Source organism: Alteromonas sp. HB246098, assembly GCF_054890645.1.
This window is the reverse complement of sequence record NZ_JBTZUG010000001.1, coordinates 250,670-272,977: the sequence shown is the minus strand read 5'-3', so window position 1 is coordinate 272,977 and position 22,308 is coordinate 250,670. Positions and strand designations below refer to the sequence as shown.

The following is a 22,308-nucleotide window of genomic DNA, read 5'->3' as shown; positions in this document are numbered from 1 at the left end:
CTGTCTCACTTTGGCGAATACGAAATTGCGTGTCAGCTTCCACACCGCAATTCTCACATGGCTTTGATGGTTTTAACCTGCTTTTCTTTCCCATGTTGAAGCGTTCTTTCCTAATTTTATCCGCAAGGCTGTTTTTGTTGTTTTCTCAGGTCAGTTGCAGAGTATCAAGTATCAATCTAAATTAATTTGGCGACAGCGACTGCAAACGCAGACCCTTTTTCTACTGCGCGCCCCCACAGCCTCATTGGTAAAGATGGTTGCTGTGTCATCATTGCTAACGCTTCGTCTCTATGGTACTGCTCTTCTTCCTGACAGTGTTTAAACCTTTCTATCACGTTCGATGGCGGGATAGATAATGCCGACATGTTTTTACATTGCTCGTCGTAATGCAAGTCAACAAATTCCTCTACACAATAAATGGTATAAAAAAACCAGTTTTTACCCAAAAGTCGTGGCAGAAAACCGGTTATAAATCCCGCGGCTATCCATAGTGGCAGTATGAAGCTACCCCTAAACAGCGGCATTTCACTTTCAAAAATAGCAAGGTGCGCACGCTCTGTTTCAAGGTGCTCTCTTATAAAGCGTTCTGAGTCGTCTTTGCTTTTGCTAATGCGAAATAGGCTAGAGATAAATTCAGCAACCATGGCCCCTCGGTATATCCAGACGGCACCTGTTTCACCAGCATGACTTGCTCGTAGTTCCTTATCTACCTGCTTAGTATATTTAGCCCCCAGTAGCTTTGTATAAAATGGCATGACGTACTCCAACAGCGTTTTACTAAAAACGCGCGAAATGCTTATATGGATGCCGCCTTACGTATTTGTAATGCGCGTACTAATACGCGAATTTAGCCTAACTTTTTGAAGCGCTTAAAGCTTTGGTGAATAGTGTTCTATTTAAAAATGAAAGCAGTGTAGGTCAACTGCGCTTGCTAAGGTAGGTAAAAGTATAAAAGGAGTGAGTGAATGAAAATGCTATGGGGTTCTCTTATTTTAGCTCTTGCCTATTTACTGTTATGGCCGGTACCTATCGATCCCGTCAGTTGGCAAGCACCGAAAAACGGTGGCTTTACAAACGCGTTTACAGAAAATTCGCGGTTGGCAGAGCTTTCGTACATTGACATAGAAGGAGAAGAGGGACCGGAGGATTTTGCGATAAACAAAGCGGGAACCATTGCCACCGCGACGCACTCTGGAGCAGTATTGTTGATGAAACAGGGGCAAACGTCATTTACATCATGGATAAATACCAATGGCCGCCCACTTGGTCTTGAATACGATAACAAAGGAAATTTACTAATCGCTGATGCCCATCGAGGGTTACTAATTGCAAACGCAAAAGGCGAACTAAAAACGCTGGTCAATCAGGTAGAGAATACCCCCGTGGTATACGTCGATGATGTTGATATAGCTAAAAATGGAAAGGTTTATTTTACCGACGCGACCATCAAGTTTGCCGCAAAAGACCACGGCGGAACGCTTTCGGCAAGCCTGCTAGAAATTCTAGAGCACAAAGGGAATGGCAGACTAATCGAATACGATTCATTAACTGCTTCGAGCAAAGTATTGATAGACGGTTTAGTTTTCGCAAATGGCGTAACAATGAGTCATGACCAAGACTCTGTGTTAGTTAACGAGACAGGAAAATACCGGGTTTTACGCTACTGGTTAAAGGGGCCTAAACAGGGAAGCGTGGATGTGGTGATAGATAACTTACCCGGTTTTCCTGACAACATAAGTCAGGCTGCCGGTGGCGGCTATTATCTAGGCCTAGCTTCACCCCGTTCAGCGCCAGTGGATGGGTTATCAGACAAACCCTTTGTTCGTAAAATAATTCAACGTTTACCACAGTTTCTGAGACCACAGGGTGAACCATACGGGCACCTTTTAAAAATTAGCGACAGTGGGAAGGTACTTAAATCTCTTCAAGACCCAAGCGGCGCTTACCCTTTTGTAACTGGCGCTATAGAAACAGAATATGGTTTGTTTATTAGTAGCCTGATAGCGCCTACCGTGGGTGTTCTTCCCCATAATAAAACGCGTTCGTTAACGGACGTGACTGATATGGAGGGCGACGCTTACAGTGGAAATTAATAGTGGCAACAACTAGTGGCGAAATATAGTGCTGATAATACGACTAGTACGTAGAAATAAATAAAATTTAGTTACATTTAATCAATGTTTAAACTTTTGTTACCTAGTTATTCTTACAATCCTATAGCACTATAAATTATGCTAACGTAAGACATAGTCTTATCGAGCGCATAAAAGCCGGTGAACTTTAAAATTCGGCACCTATACATAAAGGATATATAGTTAATCATGAAAGCGTATACGTATTCTTCAGTTGCACTTGCAGTCACGATTTCACTTCTCACAGGATGTGGGGGAGGTGGCGGTTCATCCAGTAACACGCCAGTAGCAACAACACCTACTACTCCCGTTACGTCTGAACCCGAGTGGGAAGCCGGTGTCTATGAGCCGCAATCTGACTTCATCGCCAAATGTGAAACGCCAAGAACTGGTATCGACCCTTTTACGGGAAATGCTTATCCAGATACCCAAGGTACCGCAATGGATGAAAAGCTCTGGCTGCGTTCCTGGACCAATGACACCTATTTATGGTACGACGAAGTAGACGATAACGACCCAGAAAACTTTTCAGTATTGGCATACTTTAACCAGTTAAAAACCAATGAATTAACGCCAAGCGGCACGCCAAAAGATAATTTTCATTTTTCACAAGACACTGCTGAATACAACGAGCTATCTCAATCTGGCATATCGTCAGGTTTTGGTTTTGATTGGGAATTTGGTTCAAATACAGTGCCAAGGGAGCTAACAGTGCGGTTCACAGAGCCTGGTTCACCTGCTGCTGTAGCGAATGTGCCGCGAGGCGCTAAGGTTGTGAGTATTAACGGCGTTGATTTCGTTAATGACAATACCCAACAAGGTGTAAACGCTTTAAACGATGGACTGTTTCCTGATGAAGCGGGAACTACTACGAGCTTTGAGTTTGAGCTGATTGACGGTACGACTATGTCTGTAGATATAACTTCTGCTGATGTAAGCATAACGCCGGTGCAAAACGTTAAGGTGTTCGATACCGAAAACGGTAAAACAGGTTACTTCCAGTTCAATACCTTTATTACTACTGCGCAAGAAGGGCTGATAGACGCGTTCGATACATTTGTTGAGCAGAATGTAACCGAATTAGTTATGGATTTACGTTACAACGGTGGGGGGCGTTTGGCGTTAGCTTCACAGCTTTCTTATATGGTAGCGGGCCCAAATCAAACGAACAATGCTACGTTTGAAACCTTAAGATTTAACGACAAGAACCCAACGACCGACCCCATTACTGGTGAGACCATTCGTCCTACGCCTTTTTACAGTAATGTTATCGATTACAACGCCGGACGGCTTACCGATACTCTACTGCCGAGCCTTTCACTGACTCGTGTTTACGTAATTTCGACAGATGCAACCTGTTCAGCGAGCGAAGCGGTAATGAACGCGCTTCGCGGCATAGATGTAGAGGTGGTACAAATTGGCTCTACAACGTGCGGTAAACCTTATGGCTTCTATCCAACAGACAACTGTGGTGAAACTTACTTCACTATTCAGTTCCAAGGGGTCAATAATAAAGGCTTTGGTGATTATGCCGATGGCTTTATGCCAACCAATACCCCGAACTTTGATTTTGAACTGCCAGGATGTGAAGTTGAAGATGATTTTACTGCTAGTTTAGGCGACCCGAATGAAGGTATGTTGTCTGCAGCACTAGAATTTGCAGCTACGGGCGCATGCCCCGAAGTGGTATCAGGCAATGGCGTGGCTGATGTAAATGCACTGCGCAGTAATCAAAGCGCGCTAGTAGGTGAAAAGCTTATTCCTATCGACACACCCGAAACGCGCAGGGAAAACTTTATTTTACATAACAAGATTAATCAGCCCGTTATCAAGGAACAAGAATGATGGCTCTATTCGGTAGAGGCAAAGCTAAAAGCACCGGGCTGCCAGCTGCAGCCCTCGCTATAGCGCTATCATCGGCAATCGGTTGTGCTGCAAGCAAGGAGACTGAGTTGCATAAAGCAATCACTAACAGCACGAGTGCAAGCCAAAAGCAAACTATTGAAAATACCATCAGCAACTGGTTTGGCGGTATACCCATCACTGTTGCTGATAATGTGTTTAGCAAAGCGTCAAACATTACAATTGAACGAAAAGCGAAGATAGATAGCAGGGGGTTACCCATTGATGGAAGGCATAATAACCCTGTGTACAGCTATACGCTATTAAGTGATGGCGAGCAGTGCTTTCTGCAAAATGATCAAACTGGTGAGCTTGCTAAACTTGAAAATGTTAAGTGCTACCCAAATCACGACTGAATGTAAGCGTATAGCTTGGGTACATAAAGGTTGGATACATAAATAGCTAGCTGTAATACCGCAGTGCTATTGCTAAAAGTCACAAAAAAAGCCCGATGTTGAAAAGCATCGGGCTTTTTTATTTTTAGCGTTTGTTATCTTAACGTTTATGCATGCTTGGCTGTTTTTGAGAGCGGCCACGATTGTTTCCGCCGCCATTATTCGCCTTAGATGCTTTACCGGAATTTCGATTGGCGGTATTTCCGTTGGCTTGATCTTGCCTATTACCGCTACCTTGCTTATTGCCGTTTGTATTACGACGGTTTTTATTTACAGCGCTACCGTCTCGGCTTTTGCCTTTTCCGTTTTTACCCTGAAACGTGGGTGGAAGCCCAGTATGCTTAGTAAGCGCACGTTCACCGCGACGGCCTTTTTGTACTTTCTGGCGTTTTTCGTCAGCGGTCTCTGGCGGCACAAGGTGCTGAGGACCGCGGCCAATTAAGTCTTCGCGCCCCATACGCTTAAGCGCTTCACGAATTTGAGCGAAGTTCTTCGGGTCGTGATAACGCAGCATGGCCTTATGTAGTCTACGGTGAATCTCACCTTTAGCAGAAGGTACTTCTTCACTTTCTTTAGTAACTTTACGAAGGGAATTCACTTCGGTGTGGTACATAGTTGTAGCCGTTGCCATTGGCGACGGATAAAAGTTTTGTACCTGATCAAGCTTAAACTTATTTTCTTTTAGCCAAATCGCAAGGCTTAACATGTCTTCGTCGGTGGTACCCGGGTGCGATGCGATAAAGTAAGGAATAAGGTACTGCTTTTTACCCGCTTCCTGTGAGTATTTATCAAACAGTTCTTTAAAGCGGTAATAGCTGCCCATACCCGGCTTCATCATCTTTGAAAGCGGGCCCTCTTCTGTGTGTTCTGGTGCTATTTTCAAATAGCCGCCTACGTGGTGAAGGGCTAGCTCTTTCACGTATTCTGGGTCTTCTACCGCTAAGTCATAACGCACGCCTGAAGCAATCAAAATCTTTTTAATTCCAGGCAATTCGCGAGCACGCCGGTATAAGTCGATGGTGGGCTTATGGTCCGTATCCATATGTGCACATATGCTTGGGTACACGCAAGAAGGGCGACGACAAGTCGCTTCTGCCTTCGGGCTCTTACAACGAAGGCGATACATGTTCGCCGTCGGACCGCCTAAGTCTGAAATTACGCCAGTAAAGCCAGGTACCGTATCGCGTATTTGTTCAATTTCACGAATAATCGAATCTTCAGAGCGACTTTGAATGATACGGCCTTCGTGTTCGGTAATAGAACAGAAGGTACAGCCGCCATAGCATCCGCGCATAATGTTAATGCTGAAGCGGATCATATCGTACGCAGGAATTTTTGCATCGCCATACACAGGGTGAGGCACACGCTGATATGGAAGATCAAATACCGCATCCATCTCTTCTGTTTCAAGAGGCATGGCGGGTGGGTTAATCCAAATGTGTCTGTCGCCGTGACGCTGCATAAGTGCACGGGCGCAACCTGGATTGGTCTCTTGGTGCAAAATACGCGATGTATGCGCGTATAATACCTTGTTGTCTTTTACTGTTTCGTACGCTGGCAGCTTAACGTACACCTTCTCCCAAGGCTTACGCTTTTCTTTCTCTTTTTGTGCAGGTTGAATTACGATAGGCGCAGCCTCTGGCGCTTCACTGCTTTTCGCGTCTTTATCTTGTGAATCGCACTCGGGCTCCATTTGATAGGGGCTTGGAATGGCGTCAATTTTACCGGGTCTATCAAGAGAGGTAGAGTCAACACCTTGCCATTCTGGTAAGGCTTCTTTAACGATGATTGCGGTACCGCGAATGTCGCGTAAATCGGCAATATCTTCACCTGCCGCTAAGCGGTGGGTTACTTCAACAAGGGGGCGCTCGGCGTTACCGAAAAACAGCATGTCGGCTTTAGAGTCGAACAGTACAGAGCGGCGCACTTTTTCGCTCCAGTAATCGTAGTGCGCAATACGACGCAAGCTGGCTTCAATACCGCCCGCAATCACAGGTACACCTTTAAAGGCTTCGCGGCAGCGCTGTGCATATACGGTTACGGCACGGTCAGGACGCTTACCGCCTACATTGCCTGGCGTATAGGCATCGTCGTGACGAAGCTTTTTGTCAGACGTATAGCGGTTGATCATGGAGTCCATGTTTCCGGCTGTTACGCCAAAATACAGGTTGGGCTTACCCAACTTCATAAAGTCGTCTTTACTCTTCCAATCTGGCTGAGAAATAATGCCAACGCGAAAGCCATGGGCTTCCAGAACACGACCAATAACTGCCATACCGAAACTAGGGTGATCGACATACGCATCGCCGGTTACCAAAATAACGTCACAGCTGTCCCAGCCAAGGGCATCCATTTCCTCTTTTGACATAGGAAGAAAAGGCGCAGTACCCAGGCAGTGTGGCCAATATTTAGGGTAAGAAAACAGACCGCGGTCGGCCTTAATGGTGGCTTGCATAGTAATCACATCTAGAAAAATCAGGGAATTGCTGAACTCAAAATAGGGATAAGCTCAGATTAAGTGCGTAATTATAGCAGTCTTAGCCAAGCTAAGGTATAGCACTGTCATTAAATAAAAGCGCTTTGTATACTGGTGTTAGTTAAAAAGATAATAGCGCACGTAAAGCGTATGTTTATTTATATACGCTTTGGTAAGTGTGCAAACATTGAGAGAATGAATAAGAACATGGCGTATTGGCTATTTAAAACAGAACCTGATGCATTTTCTATCGAAGACTTGGCAAACCGTCCTGATCAAACTGAGCCTTGGGATGGCGTTAGAAATTACCAAGCCCGCAACTTTTTACGGGACGGCGTCAAACTAGGCGACAAGATTTTTATTTACCACTCCAGCTGCAAACTAGTCGGTATTGCAGGCGTTGCAGAAGTGGTGAAAGAAGGTTATCCAGACACTACACAGTTTAACCCAGAGTCAAAATACTACGATCCTAAATCAAGCCAAGAAAACCCGCGTTGGTATCGTGTGGATGTAAAGTTTGTAGAAAAGTTTTCCAGCGTACTTCCACTTTCTGTCATTAAAAGTATGGAAGGTATTACTGAACTACCTTTAGTTAAAAAAGGCGGAAGGTTATCAATAATGCCGGTACAAGAGGGCGAATGGCAGCAACTGTATGATGCTGCCAAAGGTTAAAAAGCCCAGTATTAGCGCCATGAGGTGTGCCGTAGCAAGGGCAACTGCTATCACTATCTAGTGCCGTCGCCCCAACAAATGTTGACTACTTGCCTAACGCAAATTTGGTGTCTGCGTCGCGCAATAAGAAAAGTGCGAAGCACGCACCCCACATAGGCCATGCGGCAAAGAACAGCAGGTGATTAAAGGCGTCTAGATATTGCGGGAAAGACGAAAGGGTAGAGCCGCCGTGAAGAATAAAAATAAGGCCGTAGGTGTATTTTTTCGCAAGGCCCGCTAAAAATGCTAGCACCAATGCAAGCTGCAATGCACCCATAATGTACACGGCCATTTCAGGTACGCCGCCTATGCCGTAAAATTTTTCGAAAATCGCCATGCCGTGGGCAGGGTTGACAAACTTATCTAGGGTCCAAACGAACATAACGATAAAAATAGTTACGCGAAGAGAAAGTAACGACCACTCAAGTCGCTTTTGAATATCTGTGTTGTTTTGCATACATGCTCCAAAAGTATAATAGTGCAAGCATACTAGAACGATCGTTCAAAATAAAAATTTCATTTAATTTTGTGTTTTTTAATATTTTTTCGAAAATTAAATGTACTGAAATTTTTTGTGACACGTATCGGTCTAGTCGAATAATAAATAAAAATACGGAATCGTTAATGAAAAGAATAATCGGCCTAGCCGTTAGCACACTCGCGCTTGCCATCAGTCAGTCGTTAGCTGCCCAGCAAGCATCAGATATTGAAGTAGTCGAAGTAACAGGCAGTCAACAGAGCTTAAACACGCTAAACCCAGGCGACAATACGTTAAAAGGGTTATTTGGTAGCGGTTTAAGTGCAGCAGAAACCCCTCGTGCAGTAACGTCATTGTCGGCAGAAGCGATAGAAGCGCTTAACATTAATGATTTACACGATATCGTAAAGGCAGCCCCTAATGCCTATGCTTCAAGCGGCTTCGGTACACCCAGCTTGCCAAGTATTCGGGGGCAGTTAGGCGAACTTTTTCAAGACGGCGTGCGTCGTCAGGCTGGTAATAATGGTTTTGGGTTACCATTGTCTTTTAATAGCGTTGAACAAATTGACGTTGTGAAAGGGCCTTCTCCCGTACTGTTTGGTAGTACGCAGCGTAATGGTGGCTTTGTTAACCTTCAAACCAAGGTCGCGCCTACCACAGAAAGCAAGGGTAAAGTTACCCTTCGCGCCGGGCGTTGGGATCAGTATTCAGCCCAAGTAGATTACGGCACAGCAATAGAAGAAGGTAAAAGCGGCATTCGCTTTAGTGCTGAGTACCTAGATCACGGCAGCTTCTATGATTTTGCTGAGCGCGATAGTACAAACCTATTTGTTGCATATCGCTATACACCGAGCGACGCACTCACTTGGGATATCAGCGCTGAATATTACAACACAGACTATCCAGACAATGCGGGTATAAATCGCCCTACGCAAGACCTTATCGACAATGGTATTTATATTACTGGGCAAGGCACTCAGCCTAATGGCAGTTCAGTTCCGGGCGCTGGAGCCATTATTTCACCTACCGGTGAAGTGGTTATTCCTCGCAACCGCGTATTCACTAATCCTGATGACATTAACGGTGCAGAAACCACGGTTATTCGAAGCAGCTTTGAATATAAGGTTGCTGACAACATTGCGCTTCGCAACATTACCTACTATCAATACCTTGAACGGGAAGAAATTGCGCAAAATAGTTTTGTTGAGATCATTGATGGCGCTGACACGTTTGAAAACCGTACCGAGCTAGATTACAAATGGAACGACAGCCAAACCATGACCGTAGGGTTAGCGCTTCGTTACAATGACGTGCTGGGCTATAGCCAATTTACCACTGAGGCCGACAATCCGATTGATTTAACCGGGCCTATCTCAAACCGCGTTATTCCCCTTACCGACGCGCAAAAAGTGCGTTTGGTTGAGCTGCGTCCAGGCGTATATGTTTCACCAGGAGCGCAATACGACTTAGATGGTGATGGTAACGGCGATTTTAACTTGTCAGACACCACTGACTCCACATCGTGGCAAACTGGGTTGGCGCTACAGCAACGCTCTACATGGACAGACAAGTTCTCAACCATTGCCGGCGTTAGAGTAGATTATTACGATGTTGAAGCCCGCGACCCTTTAGCGCCTAAGGGAGTAACTGCAGCGTCTGATACCTATAGCGATACATTAACAAGCTATCAGTTAAGCGCGGTTTACAAACTCACCGGTGACATAAACGTATATGCTGCGTTTTCCGAAAACGATGCTACATCAAACAGCATGGCGGGGGGCACAGTGTTAGGCGCAGATAATGAAATTAACCCGCTTAACTTTGCCACCGAAAATACCCTGTACGAAGTGGGTGTAAAATATGCGCCAAACAGCAGCTGGTACGCAGAGGCCGCTGTGTTTGACCAAACCCGAAGCTTACGTAACCGTGACGGCAGTAACAGTGGTGTGAAAACACAAGGTTTCGAACTACAAATGTTCTATCAAGCGGACGATGTTTGGATTAATGCCGCGTATAGCTACTTAGACGCGCGTTTTGATGGTTCAGCGGCGTTTCAAGGTACAGCGCAGGTTATTGATGCGTTTGATAATAGCCGCCCTGATATTATTGAAGGTACAGGAGTAGGTTCGCCATCGTTTGCTGCGTTCCCTGCATCGAACAGCCGAGTGCAAGGTATTCCTCCACAAATAGCATCCATTAATGCTGGCTGGCAGGTGACTGATAATGTTCAGCTTGGTGCGAGTGCTTTATACACCAAGTCTTTCCCGTTAGACTTTTTACAAACCGTGCATATTCGCGACCAGTACACTATAGACTTAAATGCTGATTACCAAGTGAGCGATGATCTTCGTTTACGCTTAGATGTTATTAACGTTACTGATGAAGAAAATTGGCAGCCGCTTTTTGAAGGTGGATATTTTGGCGCGACTCTGGTTATGCCAAACGTGCCTCGTCACGCTCAAGTTACCATGCAATACGCGTTTTAAGCGCTAAGGATTTTTATGTTTAAGAAAATAGCGCTTTTAGGGGTTATTGCCGCCGCTATATTTAGCTTTTTCTATTTTGATTTGAATAGCTATCTAACCCTTCAGGGGATGAAGGACTCACTTGATACGTTTCAAGCGCAAATAGAACAAAACCCTGTATTAAGCATTGGGGTGTTCTTCGCTATTTATGTGGCGGTTACCGCACTGTCGCTCCCAGGTGCGGCAATTTTGACCCTAGCTGCAGGCGCACTGTTTGGGCTGGCGCAGGGCTTAATTATTGTTTCGTTCGCATCGAGCATGGGCGCTACGTTAGCTTTTTTAGTCGCGCGCTTCATCCTAAGAGATACCGTACGCAACAAGTTTAAAGAAAAGCTTAAAAAAATTGATGAGGGCGTGGAAAAGCAAGGTGCGTTTTACTTGTTTACTCTGCGCCTAGTGCCAGTATTTCCGTTTTTCCTAATCAACCTGTTAATGGGGCTGACATCACTTAAAACTTGGACATTTTACTGGGTAAGCCAGATAGGCATGCTTGCCGGCACCGCGGTATATGTTAATGCGGGTACGCAACTGGCGCAAATAGACAGTTTGTCTGGCATTGTCTCACCTGGGCTTATCTTTTCATTTGTACTTTTAGGCATATTCCCTTGGATAGCTAAAGCTATCGTAGCAGTGGTCAATCGCCGTCGCGTCTACAAAGGCTATAACAAACCAAAGAAATTTGACCGTAATTTAGTGGTTATTGGAGCGGGTGCAGGTGGTTTGGTTACCAGCTATATTGCTGCTGCGGTGAAAGCAAAGGTGACGCTGGTAGAAGCAGGAGAAATGGGGGGCGATTGCCTTAACTATGGCTGCGTGCCTAGTAAAGCCATTATAAAAACGGCCAAAGTAGCTAACCAAATGCGCTATGCCGATAACTATGGTTTAGAGCCAGTAACACCAGCGATGTCGTTTAAAAAAGTGATGGCCCGTGTGCATGAAGTCATTGCGGCAATTGCACCTAATGACAGCGTAGAGCGTTACACCAGTTTAGGTGTTGATGTTGTAAAAGGCTATGCGAAAATTATCGACCCTTGGACGGTGGAAATCAAAAAGAACGATGGCGGCACCCAAACACTAACCACAAAAAATATTGTGGTTGCTACAGGTGCTGCGCCCTTTGTTCCGGACCTACCTGGTATCGAACAAAGCGGTTATGTCACTTCTGACACCTTATGGTCTAAATTTGCAGACCTTGAAGAATCGCCAAAGCGCTTAATTGTGTTGGGTGGTGGGCCTATTGGCTGTGAACTGGCGCAGGCATTTTCTCGCCTTGCCAGTGAGGTTACGCAAGTTGAACGTGCGCCACGTTTAATGGGTAAGGAAGATGCTGACGTAGCTGAATATTCTGAATCTGTACTTCGTGAAAGCGGAGTGAATGTTTTGACATCTCATGACGCACTACGCTTTGAGACGAAAGACGGTGAAAAAGTATTAGTGGTTGCTAAAGAAGGTGTTGAGTCTACTATCGCCTATGACGAAGTGATTGTGGCTGTTGGTCGAAAAGCGCGCCTTAATGGGTTTGGTCTTGAAGATTTGGGAATTCAGTTCGATAGAACCATAGAAACCGATGAATACTTGCAAACCCTTTTGCCAAACATCTTTGCAGCAGGTGATGTGGTAGGCCCTTATCAGTTTACCCACGTAGCCTCGCATCAGGCATGGTATGCGGCGGTTAACGCACTTTTCGGCACATTTAAGAAGTTTAAAGTGGATTATCGCGTTATTCCTTGGACAACCTTTATCGACCCGGAAGTGGCGAGGGTAGGGCTGAGTGAACGAGACGCTGCCGAGCAAGACATTGACGTTGAAGTAACGCGATACGAATTTGCAGAGTTAGATCGTGCTGTTGCGGAAAGTGCCAGAAAAGGGTTTATAAAAGTACTTACGCCGCCGGGTAAAGACAAAATATTGGGTGTAACCATTGTCTCTGAGCACGCTGGTGATTTGCTGTCTGAATTTGTTATTGCCATGAAACACGACTTAGGTCTTAACAAAATTCTTGGCACTATTCACGCTTACCCTACGTGGGCAGAAGGTGCGAAATACGCAGCGGGGAACTGGAAGCGCGCTAATGCTCCTGAAAAACTTTTAAGCTACGTTGAGAAATTCCACACATGGCGCAGAGGGTGATAGAGGTGAAAACTACTCTAACGACTTTTATGTGTAAAATCGCCCGTTTATCACGTGGTAGAGCAGTGGTACGTGGTATTGCAGTAGGCAGCATAGCGCTGCTTGCTGCAAGCGCAAGTTTCTATGCTAACGCTGAAGATGGCCTACATAGCACGTTTGATGATTTGTTAGGTAAGTACGTCACGCCAATTTCTAACGGCGCAAGTACACAGGTTAATTACGACGGCTTTAAAAAAGAGCGGAATACGCTTAACGAGTATTTAGCGCGCTTATCTAAGGTTGAGCAAAGAACATTCGACTCATGGGGTAAAGATAAACAGCTCGCTTTTCTTATTAATGCTTACAACGCCTATACCATTGAGCTTATTCTAACTGAGTACCCAGCTATTGACTCTATCCGAGATTTAGGAAGTTTCTTTTCTTCGCCTTGGAAAAAAGAGATAGCCCCGCTGCTTGGTGAAACTCGCACATTAGATGAAATTGAACACGAACTTATTCGCGGTACAAACCAAACCAAAAAAACCTATAACGAGCCTCGCATTCATTTTGCGGTGAATTGCGCAAGCGTAGGCTGCCCAGCGCTTCGTGAAGAAGCATACACAGCAGACAAACTAGATTCGCAGTTAGAGGCACAAACTAAGCGGTTTTTGGCTGACACCTCTCGCAACAAAATGAGCGATAACACACTCTATCTATCAAAAATATTTGATTGGTACAGTGAGGATTTTGAAGGTGAAAACGGCGAGTGGCGAGATACGTCGACGCTCAATGAGTTTATCTTGCTGTACAAAGACGCGATGCAATTAACTGAAGCGCAAGTGACTGCGTTAAAAAATGGCACTGCGGATATCGAATATCTAAACTATGACTGGGCGCTTAATGCGGCACAGTAGCGCTAACGCTAACGCTAGCACTTTGAATGCTTCCCAAATGAATTCAGAGTGGCAAGCTGCGGGACAGTTAATTACAAATAGACTCTTGTTTACTCCCATGCAGGTACTTTTTTTTACCTGTATGGTCATTTTTTCGGTATTTGTTGTAGCCCAGCCTGCGTTGGGCCAAACCAGCGATGAAGCAGCCAGCGAAAAACCGCCTCTTGTTCGATTTCATGCCTGGGGGGGGAGCGCCCAGGTCAATGGCTACCTTCAGTGGGTAGCCGAGCAAGTTAAAACACGTTTTAACATAGAACTTCAACATGTGAAGCTGGCCGACACTAGTGATGCGGTTTCTCGGGTACTTGCTGAAAAGGCGGCAGGAAACCACAAAAACGGGAGTGTTGACCTTATATGGATAAACGGCGAAAACTTCGCTGCGATGAAAAAGCACGATTTGCTAAGTAGTTCGTGGGTAGGAGAAGTTGACAACTTTAGCCTAACTAACCCAGATCAAAACCCCGCTGTAACAACAGACTTTGGTGAGCCTACTTTAGGAATGGAGGCGCCTTGGGGCAAAGCATCTATGGTTTTTTACTACCGTAGCGCACATTTAAATACGCTAGGGCTTATGGCGCCGAAAACCATTGAAGAGCTTCTACGATTTAGCCAAAAATCCCCAGGTAGATTTACCTACCCAGTACCGAGCGATTATTTAGGTATTAGTTTTATTAAGTATGCAGCGCTTGCACTTAATAAAGATAAGCGAAGTCTTTTTTATCAGCCAGCGAATGATAAATCCCTCAATGCGGTTTTACCTAGTTTGTGGACGTATCTTGATGCGCTGCATCCTACCATGTGGCAACAGGGTAAGCACATGTTACGTCGAGCCTCCCAATTACAACGTTTGGTGGGTACAGGTGAGCTTTCAATGGCCTTCTCTTTTACCGCTTCAGAAATTCCTTCGGCGGTAACTCGTTTCGATTTACCTGACGATGTTCGTACCTATGTTATGCAAGACGGCAGCCTGGCGAATGTCCATTTTGTGGGCCTTACTTATAACTCAAAAAACAAAGCGGCGGCCAAAACGGTGGTTAACTTTCTACTTTCACCGCAGGCGCAAGCTAAAAAACAGGCAGTAGAGGTGTGGGGAGACGACACAGTGCTTGATATTGAAAGCCTTTCAGCGCCAAACCAAGCACTGTTTGTTGAAAGTAACACTCACCCATCAGCGTTAGATAAATCGCAAGCTACTATACTGCTGGCCGAGCCTCATTCAAGCTGGACCGATGCGCTGCGAGAGGCATGGTACGAACGCTATGGAGCGCGTTATTGATGTTCGCTCAATTTACGCAAGTTGCACGCTGGTGCTTATTACTTTTACTGTGCATTCCTGTTTTGGCTGGGTTGGTTGGCGTAGCGTTTCCGGCTTTAGGCTATTTTCCTGCCATAGGCGCAAACAGCTTTTCACTAGACGTTTTTAGAACGCTACTTGCTCTTGATGATATTTGGCAAATGGTGTGGCTTTCACTTTTTACTGGGGTGGGGTCTACATTACTGGCGATGGCTGGTGCGTTTTTATTATTAGCTTCGTTTTATCAATCGAATTGGCTTAACAAAATTCAAGGTTTATTAAGTCCGTTTCTTGTTTTTCCTCACGCTGCTGCAGCCATTGCTTTGCTATTTGTATTCAGCCCGTCAGGCATATTTGCTCGAATAACCGCGCTAGGAACAAATACGGTTATTCCCGGTAGCGGCGAGGCGCTTTTTCCATACGACTCTGGGGGGCTAAGCGTACTACTGGCATTAAGTTTAAAAGAACTGCCGTTCATTCTTTTAATGGCGTTAAGCGTGATGTCGCAGCCATTAGTGAAAAGTAAACTTTCTGGCTATATCAAAGTGGGCACGGCGCTTGGCTATTCCCCCGTGGCAACCTTTTTTAAGCTTGTAATGCCCACTGTCTTCACACAAATCCGATTACCTATATTAGCAGTCTTAGTCTTTGCCACCTCTAACGTGGAAATTCCGCTTATATTAGGAGGGAATAACCCCAGCACTTTGGCCGTAGCCATTATGCATTGGTTTAATCATATCGATTTATCTATGCGCCTATTGGCAAGCAGTGCAGCCGTGCTTCAGGTTGCCGTTAGTGGTTTGGCGTTACTGCTGTTATTAGGTGTTGAGCGTATAGTGATATATGCGGGAAGAAAAAGGCTTGTGAAAGGGAACAGGCGCTTTTTTGATCGCCTTGTGCAATGCGCCGCTTATAGCATTGTAGCGCTATACATTGCGCTGATTGGCGCGGTGGTTTATTCGGTACTTATGTACTCAATCGCTAAGCAGTGGTACTACCCTGATTTATTGCCAGAAGGTGCCACGCTATTGCATTGGCGAACAGCACTTGAAACGCTTGCAACGCCACTTTCTAACAGTTTATTACTGGGCATATTGGTAAGCACCTCAGCATTGGGGTTAGTACTATTCACACTTGAAAGTGAGCTGCTTAAACCTGCAGGTATAAATGCTAACAGGGCGTTTTCTATCTCGTTGTTTTTACCACTATTGGTCCCTGGTGTGGCTTTTTTATATGGACTGGTTTGGTTCCAGCAGCTCGTGCTGCAAGACGCTGTTTGGTTTCATACCTACATCGCCCATATGGTTTATGTCGTGCCCTACGTGTTTTTGTCTATGGCGGTAGCCTATCGCAAATTCGATATACGATACGCAATGGTTGCACAAAGCCTAGGCAAAACGCCCTGGCAAGTGTTCTACCATATTAAATTACCATCCCTGTTTTCAGCCATTATGGTGGCGTGGGCGCTGGGGCTTGCTATAAGCTTCAGCCAGTACTTACCTACACTATTGGCCTCGGGGGGCACCATTGCCACTATCACAACAGAAGCCGTGGCTTCAGTGTCGGGAAGCAGTACGCGCTTAACGGCGGTATTCGTTATTATCCAAGCGATTATGCCTTTAGTTGGCTTTGTGATGGCGTGGTATCTACCTGCCGCGTTAGTAAAACCAAGCAACAAGTTACGTACATCAGAGAAAAAGAGTAGAGCAGTATTACATGGCGCTTAGTTTAGAAAACCTAGTGGTTTCTCATGCACAAAACACACTATTTAAAGTGAATGTATGTGTGAAAGACGGAGAAATTTTAACGGTAATGGGGCCAAGTGGGGCTGGAAAGTCTACTTTGCTGCAGGCAATTACCGGCCAACTTCATGGGCCGTTTAGTTTTAGCGGTATCATTAAAATTAACGGTGTTGTAGTAAACGATAAAGCGGCTCATTTACGTAAAGTAGGCGTTATGTTTCAAGACGCCTTATTATTTGAGCACATGACGGTTGCAGAAAATATTGCCTTTGCCATGCCTAAAGACAGTCACACAAATCGAAAGGCTAAAATGGAGGCTATTGAAGAAATGCTTAGCGCTGTCGACTTAACAGGCATAGGGGAGCGCGCAGTCACTTCATTATCAGGTGGGCAGCAATCCCGTGTTTCTCTACTAAGAACGCTCGCTTCGCAACCTGACGTCGTATTGTTAGATGAGCCATTTAGTAAGCTAGATTTTGCCCTTCGTGAGCAAATTCGAAGCTGGACCTTTAAGCAGCTTAAAGCGCGAAATATTCCCGCAGTACTTGTAACACACGATAAAGAGGACGCCTTTGCTGCTGGCGGTCAAATAATAGAGTTATCATCATGCTAGATGCGAAAATCACCCCTTTTATTAAACCGCTATTAAAACCTTTGATCACGGCACTGAATGCAAGAGGCATCACTCCGAATCAAGTTACCGTAGCAGGCTTTGTTTTAGGTATTCTTGCCGTCCCCTTTATTATTCTTAACTGGTGGGGAATGGCACTTAGCTGCATTATACTTAACAGAGTATTTGACGGTATTGACGGTGAGTTAGCACGCTATCAACAAAGTAGCAGCAGTGCAGGTGGGTTTCTTGATATATGCCTAGACTTTTTGTTTTATGCATCTATTCCCTTGGCATTTGGTATTTCAGATCCCAACAATTGGGGAATACCAGCAATGGTGCTACTTGCCACGTTTATCGGTACGGGCAGTAGCTTTTTGGCTTTTGCCATTGCAGCTGAAAAATTTAAAATCGACAGACCACAGTTTGCTAATAAGAGCTTTTATTATATGCAGGGGTTAACAGAAGGAACAGAAACAATCATTGTGTTCCTTGGTTTTTGCATTTGGCCCCAGCATTTCGCGGTACTTGCTTATATTTTTTCCGCTGCTTGCGCGGTAACGGTTGTCACTCGAATTGCGGGTGGGTTCAGCACCTTAAATAAAGTAGAAGTAGAACAAAGACAATGTTCGCAAAATGATGAGGTATAAAGAGTTACAACTGATAAGGGGAAGGCTAAAAACTGCGCCTTCTCTGTGCACAAAGCGTAATTAGTCGTTAAGAAGTAAACATGAAATTGAATCGAAAAGAGAACTGTAGTGGATAATGCGTCTATTATTCGCCTAAGTGTATTTCTTGGTATCTTTGCCTTTATGGCGATACTGGAAGCCTTGTTTCCAGCGCGTAATGCTGTGCTAAATAGAAAAACACGCTGGGTAGGTAACCTTTCCATGGTGGTGTTAGGGGCACTAGTATCTAGAGTTTTACTTCCAGCAACATTAGTTGGCGTATCGATATGGGCTCAGCAAGAGGGCGTTGGGCTGTTTAACCTAGTAACAGCTAAAACAGACAGCACTTTGCCGTCCACTGAGCAAATGAATAATGCCCAATACGGCAACGCTCTATTTGTCGGTATAGTGGTAGTAAGCGTACTGCTGCTGGATATGCTTATTTACTGGCAGCATCGATTGTTTCACACGGTGCCTTTTTTATGGCGTTTCCACAAAATGCATCACGCCGACAGCCACGTCGATACCACTACAGGGCTTAGGTTTCACCCCGTTGAAATTGCTATTAGTCTAGGCGTTAAAGCTTTGGCAGTAGCGATACTAGGCATACCAGTCATTGCTATTGTTATTTTTGAAGTAGCGCTCAACGGGTTTGCGCTGTTCAACCACGCAAACATTCGAATAGCGCAAGAGTGGGATGACAGAATTGGATGGGTGCTTATTACCCAACGCTTGCACCGTATACATCATAGCCAAGCTAAAACAGAATCAAATTCTAACTATGGTTTCAGCGTATCTTGGTGGGACAGGCTTTTTAAAAGCTTTACCCCTAGAGCGAAGCAAAGCGATGAAACACTTTCCATAGGCCAACAGGATGTACCTGCGATAAAAGAGAACGCTTCAATTCGCGCCTTGCTATTGCAGCCTTTTAAAAGCAACTAGTTAGCAAAGGAAAAGGCTGCTTATTAGCGTGTCAAAATAACGTGTTCTGTCAGCTACACATAGAGCTTAGCCACAGCCAAGTCGCAAAGCTAGCCTGCCAAGTTTGCCTTCAATGGTTTGCTCACTTTCATCGGGTAAAACTGGCATAATATCTAACCCGGTTCTTGCTTCTACTTCATCAATGGTGACTTGTGTTGTGCAGTAATCATCACGGCGAGAGGCGTTTTGCTGCATGATAAACGCGGACGCTTCCACTAAACCGTTAACTTCACTTACGACCACTTTAAAGTAACCGCTAGGGATACTATGCAGTTCATCGGCACCGGGTAAAGCTGCGAAAAATGTTTCGTAAAGTGGGCCTGAAACCACATACACATCTTGCCCTGTTCTCACTAAACTACGTACAGCATTCTCTAATTTAACCCATGGTCCTTGGTTTAAATCAGAGTCTTGGGGTGTAATGTTTGAAAGATAATTGAGTTCCCGCCAGTTTGGTGAGTTGCTAAAAGAGGCAAGCGGGACTTGATGTCCTCTATCTGTGCCTATCTCTCGCCACGCTCCCTTATAATCGTTAGGCTCAAGCGTGCTTTCATCTTGAAGTTCGGGATCCGCCTTCCAGTTTCTGCTTCGCGAGGGGCCGTCGATGGTGTCGGGCGTTACGTGATACGCCACCCAATTGGCAAATTTGGTCTGCGGGTTGTTGTTTAAAGTGTAAATAGAGCGAGTGATAGTTTGCCCGCCTAAGCCAATAGGGCAGCTAAATACACAGTTTTCAGCAAAAGTAGCAAACGAAAATAACGCAAGAGATACTGCTAACATTCTCTTCATATAGTTTTACAGCCTATTTCTTCGTAGGTAATGACTTGTCACAAAATAACTGTACCAAAGTACAGGCTTTTAAACGAAGAATAGTACGTAAATATCAAACTAAAAAAAAGAATGGCAGTAAAAAACGCTTGAGAAGAGCGTCTTTATCTTTCTAAACGACAGTATTTGGGGTTGGCATATTAGTTTTTGAGAAAAGCGAGCAAAAGACAGTTAGGGTATATTAAATTACGCTGAGCGCTTTCATCACTAAATACCCAGTACCTAGCTGCATTAAAATGCCAATAGACAAAAACACACCATCCCGGTTAGTCATACCTAAAGCAGTAATACAAAGGGCGAAAGCAGGAAGGGCTACGGCAAAAGGAAGTGCTTCTAACGGGATCATGCAAAGTGCCGCAAGCGCACAATATCCAGCGATAATATTCTTTACCGGTGTATCTGATAAAAATGTGAGACGGGGTTTAAGTAGCTTTTCGAACTTTTTAGCGTAAGGCTTAGCTGTGTCTATGGCGCTTTCAAGTTTATTTGAACTCACTTCTTTTCGTTTAAGTGCCTTTGGTAGCCAAGGGCTTTTCTTACCTAAAGCCGCCTGAATACAAATAAAAAACAACGTCAAACCACATAAGGTAGGTACGCCTGGTATCGCTCCGGTAGGAAGTAGAGCAATAAGAGCGGGTACTAAGAGAAGCGGACCAAATCCACGGTCTTCAAAGCGATCGACAATTTCACCTAGTGACGTCTTTTCGCTTTCCTCATCATACATTTCATCTAAAAGTTCTACGATAGAGTCGCTCATAATTAACGTTAGATCCTGTTGGGTAGCACTCGTCAGTTGGTACGGATAATTCTTAAATAAGTTTAATAATCAAATTGAAAGAAATTTGACCTTAATAGGTGCTCCATAGCTTTACTGTTGTTGAAGTACTGCTACTTTTAAAGAGAGCACCCTACCGAGAAAAACGTTGAATAAAAAAGAAGTTATATCCATTTTTCGCCAAATGCCATCCAGCATATTGTTTAAATGTGCTGGTAGCCCAGATATTTATGCGAGTGAATATTTCGAAAAATGTTTTGGAATAATTGACTTAGAAACATCAGAAAGAAGTTTATTTACGTTCTTTGACCAGAATTCGAAAGAAGAAGTAGCAGTAGGAGATGACCCTTTCTCTCTTATCGAATCTGGCTTGGAGGTCAACGGTTACTTTCGACTTCAAACAAGTTCTAGAACCATGAATTGTTTCGTTGATGGAAATGTTGTTACTACCACTACCGATGATTGGATTGTTCTTTATATAAAAACTGATATCACAGGGCTGTTAGACCTTAGCCAAAAAGAATCTAAAATTAATCAGCACATTACGTTCAACCAGCTGCTTACTAACTTCTCTTCAAAATTAATCAATGCCAACGTTAATGAGCTAGATAGTATTATTGATCAGGCGCTAGCCGCATTTGGTGCGTTTTGCGATGTAGATAGGTGTTACTTATTTGAATTTAACGATGACGGCGTATTGATGTCAAATACCCATGAATGGGTGGCTGCGGGAGTTATTCCCTACATAAATAAGCTACAAAACATTCCAATTGATACGATGCCTTTTTTTATGAGCCATATCACTAACGGGCTGTTTAAGGTCGATGACGTTTCAGCGCTCCCAGAATCAGCGTCTTTGGAAAAGACGAGTTTTGAAGAACAACGAATTTTCTCGCTTCTTTGTGTTCGCATTATGGTCGACGGCACAATGTATGGCTTTATCGGGTGCGATATCATTGGCGCGCCTTACTCATGGAAAGCGTTCGATATTGAATACTTACGTCGTATAGGTGAAATGCTTGGCAATACGCTTCAAAACTTGCATAACCGAAAAGCGTTACAAAAAATGCAGATAGAGCTGCTTGACGCGAATAAGCAGTTAGAGCGCTTAGCTAATATCGACGGACTTACGGGGCTTGCGAATAGGCGCTTATTTGATGCAACGATAAAATCCGATATGGAGCGTTCTAAACAGAATGATATTCCCATTAGTTTATTGTTAATTGATGTGGATTATTTTAAACAATATAACGACTACTACGGGCACGTAGCTGGCGACAACGTACTTAAGAGAGTGGCTGAAACGCTTTCTAATAGTTGTTTGGGTAACGACGACTTAGTAGCAAGATACGGTGGGGAAGAGTTCGCTATTATCCTGCCAAACACCGATAGTAATGCCTTAGAGTGTATCGCCGCTAGAATTCTACGCAATGTATCACAGCTGTCGATAGCTCATGAAAAATCAAAAATTAAAGACATCCTTACGGTCAGTATTGGTATGGCTTGTTTTAATAGTCGTCAATCAACAAAACACAATAGTGTAGAAAAAGCACACTATAATACTACCTCATTCATCGAAGACGTTGATTCTGCGCTTTATCGCGCCAAAAATTCTGGTAGGAATTGCGCAACGTTTTAATTGCAACGTTGCGCATATATTAAAGTCTGGAGGCTTTAAATAAAGCTAACTAAACTTATGAAGCTTGGTACTTTAACCCAAGATAATCTA

At 44.4% G+C, this 22,308-nt stretch carries 18 protein-coding genes; 13 read left to right on the top strand and 5 right to left on the bottom strand.

What is annotated here, in order from left to right; genetic code table 11:
* Positions 1 to 176 precede the first annotated feature (176 nt).
* Complete coding sequence (locus ACYTPF_RS01190) at positions 177 to 755, bottom strand: demethoxyubiquinone hydroxylase family protein (protein WP_461850907.1); 579 nt, start codon at positions 753 to 755, stop codon at positions 177 to 179.
* Positions 756 to 965: 210 nt separating this feature from the next.
* Here ACYTPF_RS01190 and ACYTPF_RS01185 point away from each other — a divergent pair, with 210 nt between their 5' ends.
* The 3 genes from ACYTPF_RS01185 to ACYTPF_RS01175 all read left to right on the top strand — a co-directional run bounded on the left by ACYTPF_RS01185 (position 966) and on the right by ACYTPF_RS01175 (position 4,390).
* A complete protein-coding gene (locus ACYTPF_RS01185) occupies positions 966 to 2,093 on the top strand; it encodes a strictosidine synthase family protein (RefSeq protein ID WP_461850906.1) in 1,128 nt (375 codons plus the stop codon).
* 228 nt (positions 2,094 to 2,321) lie between these two features.
* On the top strand, positions 2,322 to 3,977 hold the full coding sequence (locus tag ACYTPF_RS01180) for a S41 family peptidase (RefSeq protein ID WP_461850905.1): 1,656 nt from the start codon (positions 2,322 to 2,324) through the stop codon (positions 3,975 to 3,977).
* Positions 3,974 to 4,390, top strand: a complete 417-nt coding sequence (locus tag ACYTPF_RS01175; RefSeq protein WP_461850904.1) for a hypothetical protein — start codon at positions 3,974 to 3,976, stop codon at positions 4,388 to 4,390. The genes ACYTPF_RS01180 and ACYTPF_RS01175 overlap by 4 nt, the downstream gene beginning before the upstream one ends.
* Positions 4,391 to 4,529: 139 nt before the next feature.
* Here the strand turns inward: ACYTPF_RS01175 and ACYTPF_RS01170 are convergent, their stop codons facing one another.
* Positions 4,530 to 6,884 carry a YgiQ family radical SAM protein gene (locus tag ACYTPF_RS01170; protein WP_461850903.1) on the bottom strand — a complete coding sequence of 785 codons (2,355 nt, stop codon included), beginning with the start codon at positions 6,882 to 6,884 and terminating at the stop codon, positions 4,530 to 4,532.
* Positions 6,885 to 7,112: 228 nt separating this feature from the next.
* Here ACYTPF_RS01170 and ACYTPF_RS01165 point away from each other — a divergent pair, with 228 nt between their 5' ends.
* A complete protein-coding gene (locus tag ACYTPF_RS01165) occupies positions 7,113 to 7,577 on the top strand; it encodes an EVE domain-containing protein (protein ID WP_461851521.1) in 465 nt (154 codons plus the stop codon).
* An 85-nt stretch (positions 7,578 to 7,662) separates the two neighbouring features.
* Here the strand turns inward: ACYTPF_RS01165 and ACYTPF_RS01160 are convergent, their stop codons facing one another.
* Positions 7,663 to 8,073: a hypothetical protein gene (locus ACYTPF_RS01160; RefSeq protein ID WP_179983246.1), complete on the bottom strand. Its 411-nt coding sequence runs from the start codon at positions 8,071 to 8,073 to the stop codon at positions 7,663 to 7,665.
* Between the two features lie 167 nt (positions 8,074 to 8,240).
* On the opposite strand from ACYTPF_RS01160, the gene ACYTPF_RS01155 reads away from it, so the two are divergent.
* From ACYTPF_RS01155 to ACYTPF_RS01120, 8 genes are all read left to right on the top strand, one after another.
* Positions 8,241 to 10,580, top strand: coding sequence for a TonB-dependent receptor (locus ACYTPF_RS01155; protein WP_461850902.1), 2,340 nt, complete (start codon positions 8,241 to 8,243; stop codon positions 10,578 to 10,580).
* 15 nt (positions 10,581 to 10,595) lie between these two features.
* Complete coding sequence (locus tag ACYTPF_RS01150) at positions 10,596 to 12,749, top strand: FAD-dependent oxidoreductase (RefSeq protein ID WP_461850901.1); 2,154 nt, start codon at positions 10,596 to 10,598, stop codon at positions 12,747 to 12,749.
* Between the two features lie 29 nt (positions 12,750 to 12,778).
* Positions 12,779 to 13,642, top strand: a complete 864-nt coding sequence (locus ACYTPF_RS01145; RefSeq protein ID WP_461851520.1) for a DUF547 domain-containing protein — start codon at positions 12,779 to 12,781, stop codon at positions 13,640 to 13,642.
* Positions 13,629 to 14,957, top strand: a complete 1,329-nt coding sequence (locus ACYTPF_RS01140; protein WP_461850900.1) for an ABC transporter substrate-binding protein — start codon at positions 13,629 to 13,631, stop codon at positions 14,955 to 14,957. Before ACYTPF_RS01145 ends, ACYTPF_RS01140 begins: the two co-directional genes overlap by 14 nt.
* Entirely contained in the window at positions 14,957 to 16,702 is a 1,746-nt protein-coding gene (locus tag ACYTPF_RS01135; protein ID WP_461850899.1) for an ABC transporter permease, read from the top strand. The genes ACYTPF_RS01140 and ACYTPF_RS01135 overlap by 1 nt, the downstream gene beginning before the upstream one ends.
* Positions 16,692 to 17,330 carry an ATP-binding cassette domain-containing protein gene (locus tag ACYTPF_RS01130; RefSeq protein ID WP_461850898.1) on the top strand — a complete coding sequence of 213 codons (639 nt, stop codon included), beginning with the start codon at positions 16,692 to 16,694 and terminating at the stop codon, positions 17,328 to 17,330. The genes ACYTPF_RS01135 and ACYTPF_RS01130 overlap by 11 nt, the downstream gene beginning before the upstream one ends.
* Positions 17,324 to 17,977: a CDP-alcohol phosphatidyltransferase family protein gene (locus ACYTPF_RS01125; protein WP_461850897.1), complete on the top strand. Its 654-nt coding sequence runs from the start codon at positions 17,324 to 17,326 to the stop codon at positions 17,975 to 17,977. The genes ACYTPF_RS01130 and ACYTPF_RS01125 overlap by 7 nt, the downstream gene beginning before the upstream one ends.
* A gap of 108 nt (positions 17,978 to 18,085) precedes the next feature.
* The gene (locus ACYTPF_RS01120; RefSeq protein WP_461850896.1) at positions 18,086 to 18,937 is read left to right on the top strand and encodes a sterol desaturase family protein; all 852 of its coding nucleotides are present in this window, start codon (positions 18,086 to 18,088) and stop codon (positions 18,935 to 18,937) included.
* Between the two features lie 66 nt (positions 18,938 to 19,003).
* Here the strand turns inward: ACYTPF_RS01120 and ACYTPF_RS01115 are convergent, their stop codons facing one another.
* A complete protein-coding gene (locus ACYTPF_RS01115) occupies positions 19,004 to 19,765 on the bottom strand; it encodes a DNA/RNA non-specific endonuclease (RefSeq protein WP_461850895.1) in 762 nt (253 codons plus the stop codon).
* A 220-nt stretch (positions 19,766 to 19,985) separates the two neighbouring features.
* Entirely contained in the window at positions 19,986 to 20,561 is a 576-nt protein-coding gene (locus ACYTPF_RS01110; RefSeq protein ID WP_461850894.1) for an exopolysaccharide biosynthesis protein, read from the bottom strand.
* A 166-nt stretch (positions 20,562 to 20,727) separates the two neighbouring features.
* On the opposite strand from ACYTPF_RS01110, the gene ACYTPF_RS01105 reads away from it, so the two are divergent.
* A complete protein-coding gene (locus tag ACYTPF_RS01105) occupies positions 20,728 to 22,218 on the top strand; it encodes a sensor domain-containing diguanylate cyclase (RefSeq protein ID WP_461850893.1) in 1,491 nt (496 codons plus the stop codon).
* Positions 22,219 to 22,308: the final 90 nt, after the last annotated feature.